Annotated in this window: 23 protein-coding genes and 1 pseudogene; 8 read left to right on the top strand and 16 right to left on the bottom strand. The window is 68.0% G+C overall.

Features of this window, described 5'->3' with window-relative positions:
* Nucleotides 1-22: 22 nt before the first annotated feature.
* Nucleotides 23-481 (bottom strand): Lrp/AsnC family transcriptional regulator, encoded by a 459-nt coding sequence (locus ACFWIX_RS11390; protein ID WP_377216232.1) that lies wholly within the window; start codon nucleotides 479-481, stop codon nucleotides 23-25.
* A gap of 326 nt (nucleotides 482-807) precedes the next feature.
* On the opposite strand from ACFWIX_RS11390, the gene gluQRS reads away from it, so the two are divergent.
* Together gluQRS and ACFWIX_RS11380 are read left to right on the top strand one after the other, a co-directional pair.
* Nucleotides 808-1689: a tRNA glutamyl-Q(34) synthetase GluQRS gene (gene gluQRS, locus ACFWIX_RS11385; protein ID WP_377216231.1), complete on the top strand. Its 882-nt coding sequence runs from the start codon at nucleotides 808-810 to the stop codon at nucleotides 1687-1689.
* A gap of 28 nt (nucleotides 1690-1717) precedes the next feature.
* A complete protein-coding gene (locus ACFWIX_RS11380) occupies nucleotides 1718-2269 on the top strand; it encodes a phosphohydrolase (protein WP_377216230.1) in 552 nt (183 codons plus the stop codon).
* On the opposite strand, the gene ACFWIX_RS11375 is transcribed toward ACFWIX_RS11380, so the two are convergent.
* The 5 genes from ACFWIX_RS11375 to ACFWIX_RS11355 form a co-directional block, all read right to left on the bottom strand.
* On the bottom strand, nucleotides 2266-3582 hold the full coding sequence (locus ACFWIX_RS11375) for an ATP-binding protein (protein ID WP_377216229.1): 1317 nt from the start codon (nucleotides 3580-3582) through the stop codon (nucleotides 2266-2268). The genes ACFWIX_RS11380 and ACFWIX_RS11375 overlap by 4 nt on opposite strands.
* A gap of 150 nt (nucleotides 3583-3732) precedes the next feature.
* Nucleotides 3733-4680: an L-lactate dehydrogenase gene (locus ACFWIX_RS11370; RefSeq protein ID WP_377216228.1), complete on the bottom strand. Its 948-nt coding sequence runs from the start codon at nucleotides 4678-4680 to the stop codon at nucleotides 3733-3735.
* Between the two features lie 87 nt (nucleotides 4681-4767).
* Nucleotides 4768-6183 (bottom strand): aspartate ammonia-lyase, encoded by a 1416-nt coding sequence (locus ACFWIX_RS11365; RefSeq protein WP_377216227.1) that lies wholly within the window; start codon nucleotides 6181-6183, stop codon nucleotides 4768-4770.
* Between the two features lie 28 nt (nucleotides 6184-6211).
* Nucleotides 6212-7231, bottom strand: a complete 1020-nt coding sequence (locus tag ACFWIX_RS11360; protein ID WP_377216226.1) for an asparaginase — start codon at nucleotides 7229-7231, stop codon at nucleotides 6212-6214.
* 16 nt (nucleotides 7232-7247) lie between these two features.
* On the bottom strand, nucleotides 7248-7955 hold the full coding sequence (locus tag ACFWIX_RS11355; protein ID WP_377216225.1) for a FadR/GntR family transcriptional regulator: 708 nt from the start codon (nucleotides 7953-7955) through the stop codon (nucleotides 7248-7250).
* Between the two features lie 69 nt (nucleotides 7956-8024).
* Here ACFWIX_RS11355 and ACFWIX_RS11350 point away from each other — a divergent pair, with 69 nt between their 5' ends.
* The 5 genes and pseudogenes from ACFWIX_RS11350 to ACFWIX_RS11330 all read left to right on the top strand — a co-directional run bounded on the left by ACFWIX_RS11350 (nucleotide 8025) and on the right by ACFWIX_RS11330 (nucleotide 10292).
* On the top strand, nucleotides 8025-8306 hold the full coding sequence (locus ACFWIX_RS11350; RefSeq protein WP_377216224.1) for a hypothetical protein: 282 nt from the start codon (nucleotides 8025-8027) through the stop codon (nucleotides 8304-8306).
* Nucleotides 8239-8394, top strand: a pseudogene (locus ACFWIX_RS11345) (class I SAM-dependent methyltransferase); the annotation flags it as partial. The gene ACFWIX_RS11350 and the pseudogene ACFWIX_RS11345, both read left to right, overlap by 68 nt.
* 54 nt (nucleotides 8395-8448) lie before the next feature.
* Entirely contained in the window at nucleotides 8449-8619 is a 171-nt protein-coding gene (locus tag ACFWIX_RS11340; protein ID WP_377216404.1) for a hypothetical protein, read from the top strand.
* 162 nt (nucleotides 8620-8781) lie between these two features.
* Complete coding sequence (locus ACFWIX_RS11335; protein ID WP_377216223.1) at nucleotides 8782-9042, top strand: helix-turn-helix transcriptional regulator; 261 nt, start codon at nucleotides 8782-8784, stop codon at nucleotides 9040-9042.
* A complete protein-coding gene (locus tag ACFWIX_RS11330) occupies nucleotides 9039-10292 on the top strand; it encodes a type II toxin-antitoxin system HipA family toxin (protein WP_377216222.1) in 1254 nt (417 codons plus the stop codon). Before ACFWIX_RS11335 ends, ACFWIX_RS11330 begins: the two co-directional genes overlap by 4 nt.
* A gap of 17 nt (nucleotides 10293-10309) precedes the next feature.
* On the opposite strand, the gene ACFWIX_RS11325 is transcribed toward ACFWIX_RS11330, so the two are convergent.
* From ACFWIX_RS11325 to ACFWIX_RS11295, 7 genes are all read right to left on the bottom strand, one after another.
* Complete coding sequence (locus ACFWIX_RS11325; RefSeq protein WP_377216221.1) at nucleotides 10310-10927, bottom strand: uracil-DNA glycosylase; 618 nt, start codon at nucleotides 10925-10927, stop codon at nucleotides 10310-10312.
* A gap of 123 nt (nucleotides 10928-11050) precedes the next feature.
* Entirely contained in the window at nucleotides 11051-12448 is a 1398-nt protein-coding gene (locus tag ACFWIX_RS11320; RefSeq protein ID WP_377216220.1) for an HNH endonuclease, read from the bottom strand.
* 130 nt (nucleotides 12449-12578) lie between these two features.
* On the bottom strand, nucleotides 12579-13997 hold the full coding sequence (locus ACFWIX_RS11315) for an amidohydrolase (protein WP_377216399.1): 1419 nt from the start codon (nucleotides 13995-13997) through the stop codon (nucleotides 12579-12581).
* Between the two features lie 59 nt (nucleotides 13998-14056).
* Nucleotides 14057-14440 carry an RNA-binding S4 domain-containing protein gene (locus ACFWIX_RS11310; protein ID WP_377216219.1) on the bottom strand — a complete coding sequence of 128 codons (384 nt, stop codon included), beginning with the start codon at nucleotides 14438-14440 and terminating at the stop codon, nucleotides 14057-14059.
* Between the two features lie 36 nt (nucleotides 14441-14476).
* Complete coding sequence (locus ACFWIX_RS11305) at nucleotides 14477-15562, bottom strand: sulfite oxidase (RefSeq protein ID WP_377216218.1); 1086 nt, start codon at nucleotides 15560-15562, stop codon at nucleotides 14477-14479.
* Between the two features lie 129 nt (nucleotides 15563-15691).
* A complete protein-coding gene (locus tag ACFWIX_RS11300) occupies nucleotides 15692-16696 on the bottom strand; it encodes an aldo/keto reductase family protein (RefSeq protein ID WP_377216217.1) in 1005 nt (334 codons plus the stop codon).
* A 27-nt stretch (nucleotides 16697-16723) separates the two neighbouring features.
* On the bottom strand, nucleotides 16724-17476 hold the full coding sequence (locus ACFWIX_RS11295) for a hypothetical protein (RefSeq protein WP_377216216.1): 753 nt from the start codon (nucleotides 17474-17476) through the stop codon (nucleotides 16724-16726).
* Nucleotides 17477-17639: 163 nt separating this feature from the next.
* Here ACFWIX_RS11295 and ACFWIX_RS11290 point away from each other — a divergent pair, with 163 nt between their 5' ends.
* Nucleotides 17640-18038 carry a YchJ family protein gene (locus tag ACFWIX_RS11290; RefSeq protein WP_377216215.1) on the top strand — a complete coding sequence of 133 codons (399 nt, stop codon included), beginning with the start codon at nucleotides 17640-17642 and terminating at the stop codon, nucleotides 18036-18038.
* A 32-nt stretch (nucleotides 18039-18070) separates the two neighbouring features.
* On the opposite strand, the gene ACFWIX_RS11285 is transcribed toward ACFWIX_RS11290, so the two are convergent.
* From ACFWIX_RS11285 to ACFWIX_RS11275, 3 genes are all read right to left on the bottom strand, one after another.
* On the bottom strand, nucleotides 18071-18850 hold the full coding sequence (locus ACFWIX_RS11285; RefSeq protein ID WP_377216214.1) for a hypothetical protein: 780 nt from the start codon (nucleotides 18848-18850) through the stop codon (nucleotides 18071-18073).
* A gap of 64 nt (nucleotides 18851-18914) precedes the next feature.
* Nucleotides 18915-20915, bottom strand: coding sequence for an acyl-CoA dehydrogenase family protein (locus tag ACFWIX_RS11280; RefSeq protein WP_377216213.1), 2001 nt, complete (start codon nucleotides 20913-20915; stop codon nucleotides 18915-18917).
* A gap of 73 nt (nucleotides 20916-20988) precedes the next feature.
* Nucleotides 20989-21291, bottom strand: a complete 303-nt coding sequence (locus ACFWIX_RS11275) for a hypothetical protein (RefSeq protein ID WP_377216212.1) — start codon at nucleotides 21289-21291, stop codon at nucleotides 20989-20991.
* Between the last annotated feature and the right edge of the window lie 201 nt (nucleotides 21292-21492).

Here is a 21492-nt window from a genome sequence, read left to right as displayed (position 1 = left end):
CGCTTCGTGCCGCAGGAGCCGTTCACTCCTGCAGCAGGCCGGTGGTGCGGTAGGGGATGACCTCGCGGAGGAACATACTGGTGGAGGTCCGAACGATGCCCGGGCACAGCCGGATCTCCTCAGATACCCGGTAGAGATCGTCCGGGCTGGTGGCCACCACCCGGATGAGCAGGTCTGTGTCGCCGGCCGGAGCGTGGCACTCCAGCACTTCGGGAATGTTCCGCAGTGCCGCGATGGCCTCGTTGAGGTGGCTCTGGTCCAGCTCCGCGCTGACGGACGCGGCAACCCCCCGGCCCAAGGCAGCCGGCAGCACCCGGCTGCTGTGCGGGCGCAGGGCTCCGGATGCGGTCATCCGTTCCAGCCGGGACTGGACCGTACCCCGGGCAAGCCCCAGGCGCTGGGCCAGCACCATGATGGGGACGCGCGGGTCCTCGTCCAGTGCATGGAGGATGCGGCGGTCGGTAGAGTCGAGTTGCTGCAATCTGATCACTTTCCTGCCGGTTGGCGGCTCTCCTATTGGTCAAATTGACCAATCGACTGGGTGCTCGTTGCACCAACTGTAGGGCTGGTGCTGAAATATTGGCAACAGGGCATCGGCTACCGCCGGGCCCCGCAGGCTACAGGCTCTCCGGCACACCTCCCGGCAGCTGCATCCGCTTCCCGCAAGGAGGCTGCCGCTGATTGACTCTTGTTCACGCATTGTCATTCCGCACCACCACGGCAAGAGCCCCTGAGCCACCGATCGCCGGAGTTCCGGATTCATCGGTAGCTGAGGGGCTCTTGCCTTGCTGCGTTTAGGGTGGATTCATGACCCCAGCCGGCCGCTTCGCTCCCAGCCCGTCCGGTGAACTGCACGTGGGGAACCTGCGTACCGCCATCCTGGCCTGGCTTTTCGCCCGTTCTACCGGCCGCCGGTTCCTGCTCCGCGTGGAGGACCTGGACCGCGCCCGCTCCGGGGCCGAGGTGCTGCAGCTGCGCGATCTTGCGGCGATCGGACTGACCTGGGACGGCGAACCGGTGCGGCAAACCGCGCGGGGTCCCCTCTACGACGCCGCGATCGGGCGGCTCCGTGCCGCCGGGCTCACGTACGAATGTTTCTGTACCCGTCGGGAAATCCAGGAAGCACCCTCGGCGCCGCACGCGCCGCAGGGTGCCTACCCGGGAACGTGCCGGAACCTCGATCCGGCAGAACTCGAATTCAAACGGTCCATCCGGCCAGCCGCGATCCGGCTCAAGGCAGGCATCCGGGAGTACACCGTCACGGATGTGCTGCACGGGACATATAAGGGGTCCGTGGACGACTTCGTCCTGCGGCGCAATGACGGCGTTGTTGCCTACAACCTCGCTGTCGTGGTGGACGACGCCGCGCAGGGTATCGATCAGGTGGTCCGCGGCGACGATTTGCTTTCCTCCACACCCCGCCAGGCGTATCTGGCTTCGCTCTTAGATATTCCAGCTCCGGAATATGCGCACGTTCCACTGGTGGTTAATCACGACGGCGCCCGGCTGGCCAAGCGCGACGGTGCCGTCACACTGGGCGACCTGGCTGCTGCCGGGGTACCGGCGGAGGACGTGCGTGACAGGCTTTTGGCCTCGCTCGGCCTGCCGGGCGGGAGCCTGGAACGGGCGCTTGCCGAGTTCCGACCCGGGGCCCTCCCGCGGGAACCGTGGGTCTGGCCCGGATCCTGACCTCCCGCCCGGCGCGTAGGGTGGAGCCATGTCCGCACCAGAATCCGAAGAAGCAACCGCCCCGCAGCGCCGGTTCACCGTGGAGACCGCCAGGGTCCTGGCCGCGGTGGCCCACGGCCGGCAGAAGGACAAACTGAAGCGCCCTTACCGTGAGCACGTCCTGGCCGTCGGCGATGCCCTCGCGGACTTCGACGACGAGATCCGGATCGCCGGGTATCTTCATGACATCGCGGAGGACACACCGATGACCCGGCATGCCCTGTTGGAGATGGGCGTTCCGGAGCGTTCCGTGGACATCATCGAGCGGGTAACGAACCGGCTGCACAGCAACCCGGACGACTACCAGGCGGGTATCAACGAGATCGCCCAGGACCATGACGCAGCCCTGGTCAAGATCGCGGACAATGCGCACAACTCGCTGCCGGAGCGGGTCCAGGCGCTGGCGGAGAAGTGGCCGGACAAGCCGCCTGTCACCAAGTACCGGGACGCCCGGCCCGTGCTGTATGCCGCGGTCGAGGTCGAAGAGGTCAGGAAGATCCTTGCCCGCGTCAACCCGTGGCTGCTGGACGAGCTGGACTAGACCCGACCCAGCGCGTCGATGTCCTCGAGGAAGTCCTGGTGCACCTCGGCGCTGACGGTGGTCCGGGTCTCGCTGATGGCGTCCAGGTAATCCTGGGTGGAGGGCCCCTTCCGCACCGCGTCACGGACGGAAGCCGTCCCGCCCGAGGCCAGTCCGCCGTCGTCGTACACTGCCTTCTCCAGCGCCCGCTGGGAGGCGCTGCGGGCCGCGTACTCGATGTCCGCGGGTGAGAAGCCCTCGGTCTTTTCCACCAGCAGCGCCACGTCCACGGAGTCCCCTACGGGGGCGGGAATGAAGCGCTGCCACATGGCTTCGCGGGCCTGGCGGTCGGGCAGCCCGATGGGAATGACGTAGTCGAACCGGCCGTGGCGCAGGAATGCCGAGTCCAGGGCGCGGATGAAGTTGGTGGCGCACACCAGCAGCCGGCCGGGCTGCTCACGGAACGCCGGGATGATCTTCAGCAGCTCGTTGGTGACGCCCTGGAGCGGTGAGGGCGGCTCGCCCGACCGCTGCGAGGCGATCTCCTCCACCTCGTCTATGAACACCACGGCATGTTCCAGCTCGGCGATTTCCAGGAACGTTTCACGAAGTGCCCCCGCCAGTCCTTGGGGATCCGCTGCAAGCCTGGAGGGGAATACTTCCACGAACGGCCACTCGAGGCGGGACGCGATGGCCTTGGCGAAGGTGGTCTTGCCGGTGCCGGGCGGGCCGAAGAGCACCACCGCGCGCGGCGGGACCACCCCGAACTCGTCGGCAAGATCGGCCTCGGCGAGCGGCAGCACCAGGCGCCGCTCCAGCAGTTCCTTCTCCCGGCGCATGCCGGCCACGTTTTCCCACAGATCGCGCGCCAGGATGCGGCCACCCAGCTGGCCCAGCGCGCCGAGTTCCTGCCGCTGGACGGGGATGGTCCGCTCGAAGTACCGCAGGTTCTTCTTCAACGCGAAACCGCGGCCCAGGAACGCCTCCACGCGGGTTTCGGATTCCGGCATCAGCGCGGACAGCTTGTTCAGCCCGTGCGGCGCCATGCGGTTCTCGACGGCGGCCAGCAGGGAGGTGCCAATCCCGCGGCCGCGGTACTCGGGCAAAGTGGCCAGGAAGACGATCCAGCCCTGATCATGCGCGGCTCGCCCGACGGCGGCACCCACCACCTGCTCGCCGAGCACGGCCACCACGGCGTGATCCTTTTCGCAGGAAGCCAGCACCTCGGACAGCGCGTACACGGGCTCGACGTTGTTTTCCTTGAGGGTTTCCCAAAGGTGCAGGATCCCGTCCAGATCCGCCGAATGGAAGTCCCTGATCCGCCAGGTGGTCATATGCGTCTCTCCTGTGGTTCGTCCTTGAGCCAGCGCGCGCCAACACTGCCGAGCATAGGCGAGCACCCAGTGCGGGGTCACTTCAGGCCCCGTGAAGGCCCGTTATTTGGCCGGATGTGACCCCGGGTTGCATGGAAGACGCGGGAAAGCCTAGAGTCCCAGGGATGTGAGGGACGCTTGCAGGGTGTTTGCCGAATGCTCAAGGGCTGCGCGTTCCCAGTCATCCATGGGCATGTCCAGCACCCGTTCCACCCCACCACGGTTCACGATGCTCGGCAGGGAGAGAGCGACGCCAGATATGCCGTAGTTGCCGTCCAGCACCGTTGAGACGGGCAGTACGGCGTTCTCATCGCGGAGCAGGGCCTCCACGATCCGTGCGCCCGAGAGGCCGATCGCGTAGTTCGTTGCCCCCTTGCCCGCGATCACCTTGTATGCCGCCTGCGTGACTTCGCGGGCGGCTGCTTCCAGATACCCGGACGTAAATACGCGTTCGCCGTTTGTTGTCCAGTCGCGGATGGGTACGGGGCCGATCGTTGCGCCGGACCAGACCGGGAACTCGGTGTCGCCGTGCTCGCCCACCATGCTGGCGTGCACGCTGGCTACCGCAACGCCTGCGCGCCGCGCGAGGAGCCAGCGGAGCCGGGACGTGTCCAGCACAGTCCCTGAGGAGAAGATCCTCCCTGTAGGCAGTCCGGAGATCCGCTGGGCAGCAACGGTCAGGACGTCGCACGGGTTGGTGACCAGCACGTATACGGCGTTCGGTGCCCGTTCCAGCAGTTGCGGCATCAGCTGCTCGAGAATGCGGACGTTGGTGCCGGCCAGGTCCAGGCGCGTCTGGCCAGGAGCCTGCTTCGCTCCGGCCGTAATGACCACGACGTCGGCACCCTCAGTTACTGCGATATCCCCGCCGCCGGTGACGGATGCGGCCTTCGCAGCGAACTGGGTGCCGTGCGCCAGATCCAGGACCTCGGCTTCGGCTTTGGCAGTGTTGACGTCGAACAGGGCGACGTTGCCCGCTGATCCTCGGATCAGGGCCGCATAAGCAAGTGAGGTGCCGACGCTTCCGGCGCCGACGACCGCGAGCTTGGATCCTGACATGAGTTCCCCCTTCTTCCCTCCGCGTTGGCTTTCATGCTACCGACGAGGGCAGGTCACTGGTGCCGCGGATGGGCATTGTGGCAGGCGCTACTTGCTCAAATTGGCCAGGCGTTCGGGGCTGAGGAGTTCCTGGAGCCGGGCATCCGTGAGGAGCCCGCGTTCAAGGACGAGCTCAGCGACGCCCTTGCCCGTGGCGAGTGCTTCCTGGGCAATGGCAGTGGCCGTGGCGTAGCCAAGGTGGGGGTTGAGCGCCGTCACCAGGCCGATGGACTGCTCGACGGTGAGCCGAAGATGTGCGGCGTTGGCGGTGATGCCCCGGATGCAGCGTGCCGTAAGGGTGCGGCACGCTGCCTCCAGGTGCGAAATGCTCTTGTGGAGGCTGTGGACAATGACCGGTTCGAAGGCATTGAGCTGGAGCTGCCCGGCCTCGGCCGCCATGGTGATGGTGACGTCGTTGCCGATGACTTCGTAGGCCACCTGGCTGACCACTTCCGGGATCACCGGGTTGATCTTGCCGGGCATGATTGAGGAGCCGGACTGGACAGCCGGCAGGTTGATCTCGCCGAACCCGGCCCGCGGGCCGGAGGAGAGGAGGCGGAGGTCGTTGCAGATCTTGGACAGCTTGACCGCCACGCGCTTCAGGACGCCGGACAGGTGCACGAACGCACCGACGTCCTGGGTGGCTTCGATCAGATCGGGCGCCGTGACCAGCGGCAGGCCGGTGACCTCGGCGAGGTGACGGCAGGCAGCCTCGGCGTACCCGGCGTGGGCGTTCAGGCCTGTTCCGATGGCCGTGGCACCCAGGTTGATTTCATGGATGAGCAGTTCCGCCTCGGCCAGGCGGAGCCGGTCCTCACCGATGGTGACGGCGTAGGAGCCGAACTCCTGGCCCAGGGTCATGGGAACGGCGTCCTGCAGCTGGGTGCGGCCCATCTTCACCACCGTGCGGAACTCGACGGCCTTGGCGGCGCAGGCCTCTTCGAGTTCCTCGAGGGCGGCCAGCAGCTCACGCGCGGCGAAGATGGTGCCAAGCTTCACCGCGGTGGGGTAGACGTCATTGGTGGACTGGCTGAGGTTGACGTGGTCGTTGGGGTGCAGCCGGGCGTAGTCGCCCTTGGACCGCCCCAGGATTTCCAGGGCCCGGTTGGCGATGACTTCGTTGGCGTTCATGTTCGACGACGTCCCCGCACCTCCCTGGATGACGTCCACCACGAACTGGTCGGCCAGGCGTCCGGCCAGGATGTCCTGGCAGGCCTGCTCGATGGCCGCTGCGCGTTCGGCGTCCAGCAGGCCCAGGTCCCGGTTGGCGCGGGCTGCCGCGAGCTTTACTGCGGCGAGTCCGCGGACCAGGTGAAGGTTGGAGGCCAAGGGCTGGCCTGTGATGGGGAAGTTCTCGACGGCGCGGAGCGTGTGGACGCCCCAGTAGGCGGTGGCGGGGACATCGCGGTCGCCGAGCAGGTCGTGCTCGGACCGGGTGTCCGCGGCGGTTTCTGTGATGGTCATGGGGGTCCTCAGGGTGGGGTTTCGCGGGTCAGGACAGGAAGTCTGCGGCCTGGAGCAGGCCGACACTGCGGCCGCCGCCCAGCACGGGGGCCGTGGCGATGGGCTCGAGCGCGGCGGTATCAACGCCCAGGGCTTCGAGCAAGGCGGCGGTGGCGGGCATCCGGGCCCGGTCGCCGCCGTCGGAAATCTTGACGGCGGTGGCCCGGCCGTCCGGGAGCCCCACCAGCTGCACGCCCTCGAAACCGTCCTTCGCCACGGCACCCGGAAGCGCGCGCATCAGCTCGGTGACATCCCGGCGCTGGCCGGCCACCATCACGGGGTGGTGCTGCATGGCGAGTCCGACGGCGGCCTCCGCACCCCGGGAGCCCGGCCCGCCGTCGTCGGCCGCGGCGGCGTTGGCGATCCGCCCGAAGGCGCGGGCCATTCCGCGCAGGGTCAGGGCGAACAGCGGGGTGCCGCAGCCGTCGGTGCTCCGGGTGAGCGGTTCCTCGCCGGTCAGTTCCGTGACGGTGCCGGCGATGAGCTGCTGCAAGGGATGCGACGGGTCCAAGTAGCCGCGGACGGGCCAGCCGTTGATGACGCAGGTGGCGGCCATGGCGGCGTGCTTGCCGGAGCAGTTCTGGGTCAGCTGCGTGGCGTGGAGGCCCGCCTGTAGCCATGACTCGCGCTCGATGGTCCCGTAGGGCAGGTCGGTGCTGTTTTCGAGGTCGTTGATAGTCAGACCGTGCATGGTGAGGATCCGCTGGGTGCCGCTGCGGTGGCGGGCGCCGCCGGAGTGGCTTGCCGAGGCGAGTGCCAGCAGGTCCGCCGGAAGCTGGAGGCCGGCGCGGACCATGGCCACGGCCTGGAGCGGTTTGAGCGACGAGCGCGGGTAGAACGGGGCAAGAGGATCGCCGGCGGTGAGCAGGGCGGTGCCGTCCGGTGCGGTGGCGACGGCCGATCCGTAATGGACGCTTTCCACCACGCCGTCCCGGGTGGCGGTGACGAGGGGAGCGTGCCGTGGAAGCGCGGCAGCAGTGAGGTCGGGGGAAGGCGCAGGGGAGAGCATGGGTTCCTTGGTGGTTCTACTTGTTGAGGATGGTTCCGAGGGTGCGGTCCACTGCGTCGAGGTGCCGCGCCATGGCGGCCCGTGCTGCGTCGGCGGACCCGGCCTCGATGGCGGCGAGGATTTCCTGGTGCTCTTTGTCGGAGTCGCGTTGCCGGTCCGCCACGATGTTCAGGGTTTCGGATTGGAAGGCCAGGGCGCCGCGGATGTCTGCGACAACGCTGGCGAAGACCTTGTTGCCGCTGGCGGCTGCGATGGCAGCGTGGAAGCTGGAGTCCAGTGCGACCCATGCTTCGGGATCTGACTCGCCGGCCATGGCAGTGACGATGCTGCGGAGAGTGTCCAGTTCCTCCTCGGACCGGCGCTCGGCGGCGAGTCCGGCGGCGGGGACCTCAATGTGGGGACGGGCTTCGGTGAGGTCGCGGGCGGAGTACTGGCCGAGCGTGAGGTCGTTCGCCACCGTGCTGGCCACGACGAAGGTGCCCTTGCCCGTCTTGGTGACCGTCAGACCCAGCGCGGTGCAGGACCGGAGTGCTTCGCGGACGACGGAGCGGCTGACCCCGTACTGCTGGGCCAGGGTTGCCTCCGCGCTGAGTTTGCCACCCACGGGAATGGTGCCCGCTTCAATGTCCTTGCGGATGGCGCTGAACACCGCTTCCGCTGCACTAAGGCGCGCGAGGGGAGGAGTTGCAGGCTGTCCTGCTGTCCGGCTGTCTGACAGGTCCACAGGTTCAAATATGGCAGGGGTCACAGGGGGTGTCAACTTTCTGGCGCCCGTCATATCAGACTGTCCGGCATGAGTGATGCCGTGCGCAGCTACTGGGACAGCCAGGCCGGGACGTTCGACGCCGAAGCGGACCATGGACTGCTGGACCCGGCCGTCCGGGAAGCGTGGGCGGAACTGCTCCTGCCGCTGATGCCCGGCCCGGGTTGCGATGTGGCGGACCTTGGTTGCGGGACCGGCAGCCTTTCACTGTTGCTGGGCGAGGCCGGGCACCACGTGTGGGGGGTTGGATGTGTCCGGTCAAATGGTGGCCAAGGCGCGGACCAAACTGGCGGCGGCGGGCGTGCCCGCTGAGTTTGAAGTGGGCGACGCATCAGTGCCCCCACGGGCCCGCGGTTCTGTTGACGTAGTTCTTGCCCGCCATGTCCTGTGGGCACTCCCGGACCCCGGAAGTGCGTTGGCCTGTTGGGCAGGACTGCTTAGGGGGCCGGGCGTCATGGTTCTGGTGGAGGGGTTGTGGGGGACCGGCGCGGGAATTCCTGCGGACCGCTGCCTCGATCTGGTCCGCGCCCACCGCAGGAGCGCAACCCTGACGGTGCTCAATGACCCCGCCCTGTGGGGCAGGGAGATTGCGGACGAGCGCTACCTTGTTGTGAGCGCAGCCTAGGGCGCTGTTTTCTGGTTGCCCCGGGGGTACTGCCCTCATGTGGCTCTCGAGCGATTGGTCGCATCGGCACGTTCGTGCTGATCCGTGACCCTGGTGTCTGGATAATGCGATGCGTATGCTGGACATCAGCCCAATCGGTACGTTCGTTCCTAAGGAGGGCGCTTGGGTTCCTTTTCAGAACAGCTCGCCGCCGGCGTGCGCGCGCGCCGGGCTGTCCTCCGCCTCACGCAGCACGATCTGGCCGACATGGCAGGCGTGTCCGAACGTTTCGTGCGTTTCGTGGAGCAGGGCAAGGCGAGCGTCCAGCTGGATTCGCTGCTTGCGGTGCTGGACACGCTGGGGTTGGAATTGACAGTGGGCACACGGGTCAGCAAGGCCGCCCGCACGTTAGCCGAGGTGCCCGCGCAGGACAGGGCTGAATGATGAGGCACCGCGTCGCGGACATCTACAAGGCGGGCGTCCTTGCCGCACGCCTCGAACGGCACGACGGCGGAACCCGTTTCAGCTACCTGCCCGCGTACCTCAAGACCGGGGGACCCGCCGTCGCCACGTCCCTGCCGCTCAGCAGTGAACCTGTGTTCTCGGCGGCAGGTGCTGCACCGCCCTATTTCACCGGCCTGCTGCCGGAGGGACGCCGGCTCAATGCGCTGCGGCGTTCGATCAAGACCAGCGCGGACGACGACCTTTCCCTGCTCATCGCTGCCGGCGGCAATCCGGTGGGTGACGTGCAGATCGTGGGCCACGGCGAGCCGCTGGACCCGGATGACCACGCGGTCCCCCTGGACCAGAGGGAACCCGTGGACTTTGACCGGCTGCTCGGAGACCCGGACCTGATCGACCCTGTTGCCCTGGCCGGCGTACAGGACAAGCTGTCTGCCGGCATGATCTCGGTGCCGGTGTCCGCAACCGGGCGCCAGTTCATCCTGAAACTGAACGCCCCGGAGTTCCCGCACGTGGTGGAGAACGAGCTGTTGATGTTCCGCTACGCGGCGCGGCTGAGGATCCCGCTGAGCCGTGTCCGGCTGATCCGGGATGTCGCCGGCCGACCGGGACTGCTGGTGGAACGCTTCGACCGCGTTCCCACGCCAGGCGGACCGGCGGGCAAGATGCAAAGGCTGGCCGTCGAGGACGGGGCGCAAGTGCTGCAGCTCTACCCAGCGGACAAGTACAACGCCGGGTACAGCCAGGTCTGCCACGCGCTCGCCGAGCATTGCGCCGCGCCGCTTCCCGCCCTGCGAAACCTTGCCATCCAGGCCGCTTTCGCCTGGCTCACCGGCAACGGGGACCTGCATGCCAAGAACGTCTCCATGGTCCAGCAGCCCCACGGCGAGTGGACCATCGCGCCGGTGTACGACATTCCCTCCACCGTGGTCTACGGCGACAAAACACTTGCCCTAACCCTCAACGGCAAGCGCACCGGCATCTCGCGCCGGCACTTCCTGGGCTGGGCCATCGAGCTGGGCCTGACCGCACGCACGGCCGCCCAAGTGGCGGATATTGCCCTGAAAGCATCCGGACCGCTCATCGGTGACCTAGAGTCCGGGGCTGCTTTTGGTACGGCGGGCGGAGGCCGGGCAGGAACGCCCGACGGCGGCGGCTCGCCGTTCCCCGAGCTCGTCACCAGGGCATGGGTCAAGGAGTTAAAGCACCGACGCAGGCTGATGGAGGGCTAGGAAGGCCAGGGATGCCGCTACAGGTGCTGGATGCCTGCCCGCTGCATGGCGTCCTTGTAGATGTCCACGTTCTTGGTCAGAAGCTCTTCCTGCTTGGCTTCCGAGACGGCAAAGGCCCGGCCGCCCAGGGCACTGGCCTTGTAGATCTTGATACCGCTGTTCCTCAGGGACGAGTGATAGGTCTTCTCGAAGAGGGTGAGGAAAGCGGAAGCGTCCGTGCCATGCGCAATGATGGCCGAGACGCGGGAGTTGATCTTGAGGAACTGCCGGAATGGGCGCAGGCCGTCCGTCTTTTCCTGCACGCTCAGGGCCGACGGCATGCCCGGGTCCCGAACCCAGGGGTAGGCGTTCCACGGCATAACGTACCGCGGGTCCAGTTCAGCCAATTCGTAGATCTGGGTGGCGCGGCGGGCGGCCTCGTCGTCGTTGTTATGGGAGACAAAACCTGATTCGGTGCCCTTCCCCGGACTGATGTGGAGGCTGACGATCCGGCACTCGTCTTCGTCGTGGACAGGGTCGATGTACGGGACGGTGGAGCCCGGCTTTTTTTCCATCAACTCGTCGCAAAGCTGGGTTACCTTCGCGATGTTCGGTTCCTGTAGCAGGGCCTTCTTTTCGTCCCAGTCAATCGTCACGATGTCTCCCTCGGCAGCAAGGCGTCCAGAATCAGGCGTCTTATGCCACTCTACGCTTTCACCGCTGGAGGTGGGCAGGGGAGACCGGAAGCACCACCTCTCAACCGGCGCCTGCCGGCAAAGTCAGGCGGGAACCGGCAGTTGGTGATCCGTCGGCGGCGCTTCCTGCGACATTGTTCGCGACATGGTTCCCGACGACAGCGGCGCTGTTTCCAGTGGACTTGTTCCCGGCAGCGGTGGCGCTGTGGACCGGTAGCCGTGGCCGGTGGGGGTGCGGAGCTCCACCGTGTGCCGGGACCCGGGCACAGGCGTGGCCGACCAGCCGGGGGACTCTTTGGCGTGATTGCAGGCTTCACACAGCCCCTGGCCGTTCCTGGCGGTAGTGGCTCCGCCGCGGTGCCACGCGAGGACATGGTCGTGGTGGCGGATGGGCGCGTCGCAGTAAGGCGTGCGGCAGACGTCGTCGCGCACCTGGAGCATGCGCCGGAGACCCGGCGGAAAGAGGCGGGCCCGGGAATCCAGCGCAACCAGTTCCCCGCTGCCCGGTGCTGTGTAGAGCCGCCTGAGGAAGACTTCCGGGGTGGGGGTGGATTCCGGCGCTGGTACCGCGCCGCCGACGACTGCTGCACGTGCGCTTTCGGCCGGGATGATGCCGTAACCGGCCAACCGGGCGGGCTCGGAGTCGCCCTGGAAGAGGGTGCGGTCGGTCATCACCAGCTGGACCTCGATGCTCGTCACGCCTCCGGGAGTGCCGGTAACGCGCTCGACCAGGGAATCAGCCATGATCTGGCCCCTGGAACGACCGTCGCCGGCCGAGCGCAGCGAATCAGCCTCCCGGGTCAGCGCCGCATGCACGGCCACGCCCTGGGCGACCGGAAGCAAGGCACTCAGGTAGGTCATGGTGTCCGGTGCCGGCCGGAGGCTCACGGCGCGTTCCGAAGCGGCGTGGCTGGCCCGCTGCGCCACCGACCGCGGGTCCCGGCGGTAAGCGGCCGTGCGGACGGCGGCAAGGATAGCCCGGTCACCGGCTCCGGCGAGCCCGCCGCTGTCCGTCCCCAGTTCCTCGTCCACGGCACACCTGTCCGCAGCGGACAGGCAGGCGGTTTCCCGTACCAGCAGCGTGGCTCGCCACTCGTTGAGCTGTCCGCGCTGGAGGGCAGCCAGCGTGTGGGGCATCTCGGTGACCAAGGCCCGGGCCAGGCCCAGCAGCCTTCCTCCCCGGGCCGGGGATTCCCGGCGGGCCAAGGCAATCTGCGCCGCAACACCTGTTCCCAACTCCCCGGAGGGGACGCCGGCGGCGGCCTGGTCGCGGCGTTCGGCAGCATCGAAAGCGACGGCAATCCGGGCCTGGAGCGCGGCGGCGGCGGATTTCAGATCTTCCAGGAGGCGCAGTTGATCGATCATGCCGGGCCCCTCCGCGGCAACGGGCACGCGGTCCAGCAGCTCCAGGACGTCGGGAACCGCGGGCAGGCCGCGGCTCTCCGTCTCCTGCATCCCTGCTGGTTCCCCGAGCATCGCCATGAACCAAGTCTTCCAGCCCGCCCGGCCACCACCCCGTAAGCATCTGGCCTATGTGGATAAACCGCGCTCTGTGCAAAAACCGAACAGGTTCCTGGCTCAGAAACCCAACCCCCGCGCCAGATGACCCGGCTTACAAACCCGCCCAGCCGCCGTCGTACGTAAAACGTCCTGCCACCAGCGTGGCCGCCACGGGCATCGCGGCGAACTGGGAGTCCGGAGCAGTCAGCGGGTCGGTGTCCAGCAGCACCAAGTCAGCAGGGTCACCCGCCCGGACTCCAAGCCCAAACCGTCCCCGCGTCGAGGCATCCAGCGCCTGCTCCCGCGTGATGGCCTCCTGCGGCTGCCATGGCGGCCGTCCGTCCAGAGCCGACCGCGTCGTGGCAGCAGACATTCCCGCCCACGGATCGAGGCGCGCCACCGGGGCGTCGGAACCGAGCGCGAGTGTGGCGCCGGCGTCCAGCAGCGACCGCAGCGGAAACGCCCGATCCGTACCCTCCGGCCAATTGGATTCCGCGGCGTCGCGGTCGTCCAGCGCGTGCAGGGGCTGGACGCTCGCCGTCACGCCCAGGGCGCCGAACCGCGGGAAATCCTCCCGCCGCACAAACTGCGCGTGCTCGATCCGCCCGCCAATCCCGGCCCGCTCGAAAGCATCCAGCGCCACCTGGTTCGCCGCGTCGCCAATCGCATGGACGGCCGGGAGGAACCCGGTCTCCCGGGCACGTCCCAGCAGCGCCAGGAGCTCCCCGGTGCTGACCGTCAGGAGCCCGTGCCCGCCGAACGGATACGGATCGACGCAGTATGCGGTGCGCGTGTTGAGCGAGCCGTCGATGAGCACCTTGAGCGGCCCGACGCGCAACAGTCCGCCGCCGCCGTCCACCTTGAGCCCTGTCCGCAGGCCCTCCGAAGCCGCGCGAGCCAGGTCCTCCGGATAGACGCCGGCTTCCACCCGCAGGGCGTCGAATCCGCCGGCGATCCGCCGCAGCCAGGGGTCCTGGTTCCACGTCATCTCCAGGTCGACCACGCCCACCACGCCCCGCGCCGCAGCAGCCCGGGCCGCGGAGTCCACCCACTTGTCCACCACAGCGTCAGGCAGCCGGCCGAGCTCCCTGGTCAGGCCGAACGCCGGTTCCTCGCGCAGCAGACCGGACCCGTCCAGCTCCACGCCATAGCGGCGCCCGGCGGCGCTGTTGAGCCACACGCAGTGCAGGTCGTGGCTCACCAGGGCAATGGGGCGGTCCCCGGCCGCGGCGTCCAGCAGGTCACGCGTGGGACTGTCCCTCCACAGGGCGTCCCGGAAGCCAACGCCCACAAAGGTCGCCTCTTCCGGGGCTTCTTCGGCAACGGAACGGCCGACGGCGGCGGCCGCCTCCTGAGCCGACGCTGCGCTTGAGAGGTCCAAACGGTTCGAGTGCATGGCCCACTGGGTCATGTGGACGTGCTCGTCCCACAGCCCCGGAATCACGTAACGGCCACCGCAGTCCAGGGAAAGAGAGTCAGTCCGGGGAGCGTTACCGTGTGGAAAGACCCCGGCCACGGCACCGTCAACCATGTGGACGTCGTAGACAGAACCGCTGCCGGGAAGGCGTACTGCTTCCAGCACCAGGCCGGTCACGCCGGTCCCCGGAGGCGGTCCATTTCGCGGCGGTCTTTCTTGGTGGGCCGGCCGGTCCCGCGGTCCCGCTGCGGAATCCCAAGGGCCGGGGCCAGCGGGCGGGGCGGGGTGTGGTCCGTGAAGCAGTGGGAGGCTGCCTCGGCGCCGACACGTTTGGCGATGAGCCGGCGGACTTCAAGAATGCGTTCATATCCCGGCATGCGGACCGTGACCGTGTCACCGGTGACCAGCGTTGCCGACGCCTTGGCCGGGGTGCCGTTGAGGCGGACGTGGCCCGCGCGGCAAGACGCCGTGGCGGCTGACCGGGTCTTATAGGCGCGGATGGCCCACAGCCAGGCATCAATGCGGACGGTGGCGGGGGAAGAAGGAAGGCTCGTCATGGCTGGGACCGAGTATAGCCCCGGGATCCGGAGCCCTCACTCAACCCGCACACGCACCCGCTGGACCACGTTGTTGCCCATCCCCTGGTAGTTCCAGTTCTGCTCCAGGGGCTGGGCAGCTCCGGTGATATCAGAAGCGCGGCAGCTCAGGACATGCTCACCCGGATCGGCCACCCACGGGAGGGTCCACTTCCGCCAGGCGAACCCGCCCACCGGAGGCTCCAGCTGGGCGGGAACCCACTTGCCATCGATGCCCACCTCCACCGCGGTGACTGCGCCTTCCCCGGACCACGCACGGCCCTGCAGCAGAACAGGCCCGTGCGGCAGGAACCGGTGACGCGTGAAGAAGTCCGGGACGCCCGGCGGAACCATCAGCGAACGCACCCTGATCCGCGAAACGGGAGTGCCGCCGTCGTCCGCGGAATCCTGGTAGCGGTAGGCGACGTCCTGCTGGAACCCGGTGAAGCGGGTGGTGGCCACCTCGATCGACTCCAGCCATTTCACGCTGGCCATCCCGTACCAGCCCGGCACCACCAGGCGCAGCGGGTAGCCGTGCTGCGGCGGCAGGGCGCCGCCGTTCATGGCGTAGGCAAGCACGACGTCGGGACGCAGCGCGTCGCGGATCGGCAGGCTCCGCGCATATCGCTGGGGGACGCCGCCCTGCATACCGGAGTCTGCGCCGGTGAAGACCACCTCGACGGCGTTCGGCAGCACCCCGGCCTTGCCCAGCAGGTAGGCCAGCGGCACCCCGGTCCACTCCGCGGTGCCGACACCCTCAAGCACCCACGGCTGGCTGAGCGGCCGCGGCTCCAGGAGGGAGCGGCCGTTGCCGGCGCACTCGAGGGTGACGGGCACGGTGATGGCCGGTTCGCGGCGCAGCGCTGCCATCGACAACTCAAGGGAGCGTTCCACGGCGCCATGAACGCGCAGGTGCCAATGCTCGGCGTCAATGTCCGGAATGTCGAAGTGTGTCAGGACGTAGTGCAGCCCGGGCGGGGTGACCTCGTAGCGGAGCGCCTCGAGCGGCATGGAGTGGTTCCGCGCGGCGAGCTGGAGTTCCTCCCGGGTCAGCGGCCCGGTAGAGGGAGGGGCTGTGTGGCGGCTCCGCTGTGACTGCTTCATTGCGCTGCGTCCTGGTGTCCGGTGTGGCGGGTTCCCCCTCCTCACAGGTTTACGCCCGGGCGTAGAAGCCGTCAACGGCCCCGCCGCCCTCCCGGTTAACCGGGGGTGGGCGGCGGGGCCGACGGGAGCCTAGGCTTCCCGCTGGGCCGGTGACTTGGTCTGTGCCGGATCCCGCTCCGCCAGGGAGCCGATGGCGTCGTCGATCCGCTTCAGCACCTGCGGTTCCAGCTTCACGCCGGCGGCAGCAACACTGTCCGCGATCTGCTCCGGCCGGGACGCGCCAATGATCGCGGAGGCCACGTTCGGGTTCTGCAGGACCCAGGCGACGGCCAGCTGCGGCATGGACAATCCGGCCTCGGCGGCGATCGGCTTCAAGTCCTGCACGCCGGACAGGACGTCATCGCGCATCCAGCGTTCGATCATCTTGGCCCCGCCCTTCTGGTCCGTGGCGCGGCTGCCTTCCGGAGCGGGCTGGCCGGGCAGGTACTTGCCGCTCAGGACGCCCTGCGCCATCGGCGACCAGACGATCTGCGAGACGCCCAGTTCCTCCGACGCCGGAACCACCTCTGCCTCGATGACCCGCCAGAGCATGGAGTACTGCGGCTGGTTGGAGATCAGCTGGAAGCCCAGCTCCTTGGAGAGAGCGTGGCCCTCCCGCAGCTGTTCGGCGGTCCATTCGGAGACGCCAATATACAGCGCCTTGCCCTGCCGCACGATGTCCGCGAAGGCCTGCATGGTCTCTTCCAGCGGCGTTTCGAAGTCGTAGCGGTGTGCCTGGTACAGGTCCACGTAGTCCGTCTGCAGCCGGCGCAGCGACCCGTTGATGGACTCCATGATGTGCTTCCGGGACAGGCCCAGGTCGTTCTTGCCCTTGGGGCCGGTGGGACCGTACACCTTGGTGAAGATTTCCAGCGACTCGCGGCGCTCGCCCTTCAGCGCCTCACCCAGCACCGTTTCGGCGGCAGTGTTCGCGTAGACGTCGGCGGTGTCGAAGGTGCTGATGCCGGCGTCGAGGGCGGCGCGGACGCACTGCGTGGCGACGTCGTTCTCCACCTGCGAGCCGTGTGTCAGCCAGTTGCCGAACGTAATTTCCGAGACTTTGAAACCGCTGTTTCCGAGATACCTGAATTCCATGGGTTTCACGCTAACCCAGTTGGTTGCTCAGGGTAAGGGCTGTTTGCCCTTCGGACGGGAGCGCGGACCCGGCAGCGAACCCTCCGGCAGGTCGGGTCCGGCGAGCGATACCAGAGATCCGGTGTCCAGCGGCGCCAGCGGCCTGGGCGCGGGCGGCTTCCGGAACGACCGCGGCACTTCGCCTGCGGGCCGGCTGCTCTCCACCGCGGATTCCACCAGCGGCGCCACCTCCACGACGCTGGCCGCGGGCACCTTGGGATCGGGCAGGTCGCGGACCGTGAGCTTGATGTCCGGGGTGGCCGCGCGTGCCCGGGCCATGGCGCGCGCATCAGCCTCTGCAACGGCAGCAGCCCAGTCGCTGGCCAGGGCCGGCGGCTCACGGTGCCCGGCTGCCACAGCGGGGTGGTGTACGACGGCGGAGCGCAGCGCCGCCTTCATCCGCGCCGGCTTCAACCGTCGCGGATCCAGCCGTTGCGGGCTGAGTGCGGAACGCCAGTTCCGCCGCGCCCGGGGGGCGGCAGCACCGTCGTCGGACGTTGAAACTTCATCCAGGTCCCCGGCAGTGGCGGCCCCGGCTCCCGTGAGCCGCACCAGGGGAATGGATTCGCGGTTGGGTCGGTAGCCCAGGAGGGTCATCAGCACCAGGGCGGCAAGACGGCCCACACCGGCCAGCACCAGGGTAACGACGCCCAAAAGGAAGAGCACCAGGAACATCACGACGGCGATGCCAACGGTGCCCAAAAAGGTCAGGTTGAGGATGAGGGGGTCCGCATTTTCCACGTCATCTCTCCTCTCTGCCGGCAGCGAGGCCCGCGCCGGCGCCCGCTCGTCCAGGGCATCAGCTCTTCTCCACCATACGGATTTTTGGAGTCGATTGCCGGTGTGAAGGACGGCCGGGCCGGGTTGTTTCAAAGCTGTTACCGGATATGACAGCATCGGGCTTATGAACGGAAATCGGGATGCCGCCCACTGCCCCTGCCTGTCCGGCGAGCAGTACGGGGAGTGCTGCGGGCGGTTCCACTCGGGCTGCTCCGAGGCCGCCACTGCGGAGCAGCTGATGCGTTCCCGGTACAGTGCGTTCGCGTTCCTTGACGCCGGGTACCTGCGGCGGACGCACCACCCGGACACGGCCCCGGCGGAGCTGGAGCTGGACCCGGAGATGGAGTGGCGGCGCCTCGATATCGTGTCCACCAGCCGGGGCGGGCCGCTGGATATCGAGGGCACGGTGGAGTTCAAGGCCTACTACCGGCACGGCCCGGAACGCGGCGTCCTCCATGAGGCCAGCAGGTTTGTCCGCGAGGGCGGCCGCTGGTACTACGTGGACGGAACGTTCCTCGACTGACTCCTGCGGCGTCCTCAAGGGCCTGCGGCAGGCTACTCGTCGCGGTAGTCGCTCTCCGGCGTGAACCCGGCGCGGTCCACGTTCCGGTGGTAGCGCATGCCAGCCAGTCCTCCCAGCACGGCACCCAGCAGTGCCACTGCGGCGACGACGACGGCCGCGATGATGCTGGTGGTGGTCAGTTCGCCCTCGTTGATGGGAATCCGGGGGAAGCTGTTCAGGCTTGCCAGCACGTTGAAGCGCTGGCCGGCCACCAGGCCGAGGACCGCCATGACGATCGCGGCGATGAGTGCCCAGATCCAGACCATCAGGCCCTGCTTGGCGCCGTTGAAGCGGGCCATCCGGCCTGCCACGTAACCTCCGCAGTAGTAGGACACCAGGAGGATCACCAGCAGGATGATGATGCCCACCAGTCCGATGGTGCCGTTGTTGGCCACCTCGCTGACGGCGTCTCCGACGTCGGCGTTGTTCGCCAGGCCCACGGCGGTCCCGGCGGCCGCGACCAGCGCGGTCAACAGGACGGCCATGCCCGTCGCGGTCAGCCAGCCGAAGAAGGCAGATCCGGCCTTGATGCCGCCAAACTGCTCCTTCTCGCGGATGAAAGCCGTTTCGCGATCCGCGAGGCCGGGGTCGGTGACCGGTGCCGTCGGGACATAGTCCCGCGTGGCGGAGGCCCCGGAAGTAGCCGGGGTTCCGGCCGCTTCGGGGTAGGCGCGGGTGGCGTCGTCGTCCGTCCGGGGCCGGTCAAAGGCCCGGGTATCGTCCTCGCGGGCGCGCCGGGAAGGCAGGTTCTCTGGGTCCGTTGAGCTGCTCATGGTTCAACTCAACCACCCGACCCAAAGGATAGCAAGCGTGCTTACTGTGCGGTGACCAGCGGTTTTACCGGTACTTCCGGTGCAGGTTTTCCCGCGTGGAGGCGCCGGGGGAGGCGTCTGCGATCCATGGGCCGGTCCCTTCGGACTGGTCCAGCACCCCTGCCTCAAGCCAGGTGTAATCGCCGGCGAGGACCTTGCGCGTGAGGCGCCGGTCGGCGTCGTCCGTGTTGCGCCATAGCTGGTCGAAGTATTCGTCCACCCGCACGCGCGCCTGTTCGCAGTACGCCTCCGCCAATTCGTAGGCGCCGGCGCCCTTCTCCGGTGACGTGCGCATCAGCATCTCGGCCCGGGAGCAGCAGGCGGTCATCGCGAACAGTTCGGCGCCGATGTCCACCACGCGCCCCAGGAATGCCTGCTTCCGCTCGAGTTTCGCCTGCCAGCGGCCCATGGCGTAGAACGTTTGCCGGGCCAGCCGCCGGGACGAACGCTCCACGAACCGCAGGTGCTTGGCCAGCCGGCCGAACTCGCCGTAGGAGCGCGGGTCCATGCCGGCGCCGGCCACGAGCCTGGGCAGCCACTTGGCGTAGAAGCCGGAGGCTCCGACGGCGGCACGCGCCTTGTCCTGCAGGCTCGCATCCATGGAGGCGAGGCTGCCCGCGGCTGCCAGGTGCGCGTCCACTGCTTCCCGGGCAATCAGCAGGCGCATGATTTCCGAGGAGCCCTCGAAGATCCGGTTAATCCGCAGGTCCCGCAACTGCTGCTCGGCCGGGACCGCGCGCTCGCCGCGTGCAGCGAGCGATTCGGCGGTCTCGAAGCCGCGGCCGCCGCGGATCTGCACCAGCTCGTCAGCGATCCGGCAGCTGATTTCGGTGGCCCAGAGTTTGGCCAAGGCGGCCTCGATGCGGACATCCTTCTGCCCGGCGTCGGCGAGTTCGGCGGAGAGTTCAAAGACGGCATCCAGGGCAAACGCGGAGGCGGCGATGAAGGCGATCTTCTTGCCCACGGACTCATGTTCACCGACGGGCCGGCCCCACTGGGTGCGGGCGTTGGACCATTCGCGGGCGATCTTCAGGCTCCAGCGCCCCGATGCCACGCACAGGGCAGGGATGGAAAGCCGCCCTGTATTAAGGGTGGTCAGCGCGATCTTCAGGCCCTGCCCTTCGCGGCCCAGCCGGTTGGCGGCGGGCACCCGGACCTGGTGGAACCGGGTGACGCCGTTCTCGATGCCGCGCAGGCCCATGAAGGCGTTCCGGTTCTCCACCGTGATCCCTGGGGAATCCATCTCCACCACGAAGGCGCTGATCCCGCCCTTGTGAACGGTTCCGTCCGGGCCGGTGTATGCCGGGACCACCGCCATCACCACCACGAGTTCCGCAATCACCCCGTTGGTGGTCCAAAGTTTCACGCCGTCCAAAAGGTAGGCGCCGCCGTCGTCCGTTGGCGTTGCCGTCGCGCCCATCCGGGCGGGGTCACTGCCCACATCCGGTTCTGTCAGGAGGAAAGCGGTGATGGCGCCGGCGGCGCAGCGCGGCAGGTACTCGCGCTTCTGCTCCGGGGTGCCGAAAACCTTGATCGGTTCCGGGACGCCGATGGACTGGTGGGCCGAGAGCAGGGCGCCGAGGCTGGGGTGCACGCTCCCGAGCAGTGCCAGTGCCCGGCCGTAGTACACCAGGGAGAGGCCCAACCCGCCGTAGTCCTGCGGGATCTTCATGCCAAAGACACCCAACTCGGCCAGGCCGCGGATGTAATTGTCCGGGATTTTGGCTTCCCGCTCGATCACGCTCCCGTCCAGGGTCTTCGCGTAGTCGGTGAGCCGGGCCATGAAGGCTTCACCGCGCTCCACATCCTCGGAGCGCGCGGCGGGCCACGGGTGCACCAGCCCCAGGTCGAAGCTGCCCAGGTACAGGCCCTTGGCGAAGCTCGGCCGCTCCCAAGTGGATTCGCGGGCGGCTTCGGCGACGGCGCGGGCGTCGTCCGCGGTGGCTCCGGCGCCGAGGTTGCCGGCCGGGACGGGGGTCTCCGCGTCCGGGGCATCAGTGGTTGGGGTGTCAGTTGCGGAGCTCATGGGTCATCTCCTTGGCCGGACCGGCCGGTGTAGCCATGGATCCGCCGGGTTGGAGAACCCTTCAGCTGTCTCTCTATATTACCCGCGGGTAGGTACCCGTGCTAGGGGCCGGGACCGGCTCGCGGGCACCGCTGGCCGAAGTCCGGGAGGGAAATCCGACGGCGGCCCGCGCCACGATCTCCCAGCCCGCGTTGATCCCGTGCACCACCGCCAGGAGCATGCCTGCGGCCACCGCCCAGGCGAGCCTCCCCAGCCCCAACAGCAGCATGGCCGCGAGCGCCGCGGTGAGCACGAAGATGGCCAGGACGGCTGCGAAGACCAGGGTCGCGATGAACACCAGGGTCGCGGTTTCCAGTGCGCTGAGATCGAACTGCATTATTCCCCCTGCTGCGAAACGTGTGATGGCTGCTTTTTGGCCGGAATCAGTAGCAGAAGCGTAGGTGCGGGCCGCGCCGCCAGCCAGAGCCAAAAGACCCGGCGGGGCTGTTGATACGGGATCGAGACACTACGCCCGGGTAGGTCACGGCCGGGTCGCGGCCCCCACCGCTTTAGGTGGACTGCGTTAACCTTGAGGGTG

This window comes from Pseudarthrobacter sp. NPDC058362, assembly GCF_042723515.1.
GTDB lineage: Bacteria > Actinomycetota > Actinomycetes > Actinomycetales > Micrococcaceae > Arthrobacter.
This window is presented reverse-complemented; position numbering and strand designations above follow the sequence as displayed.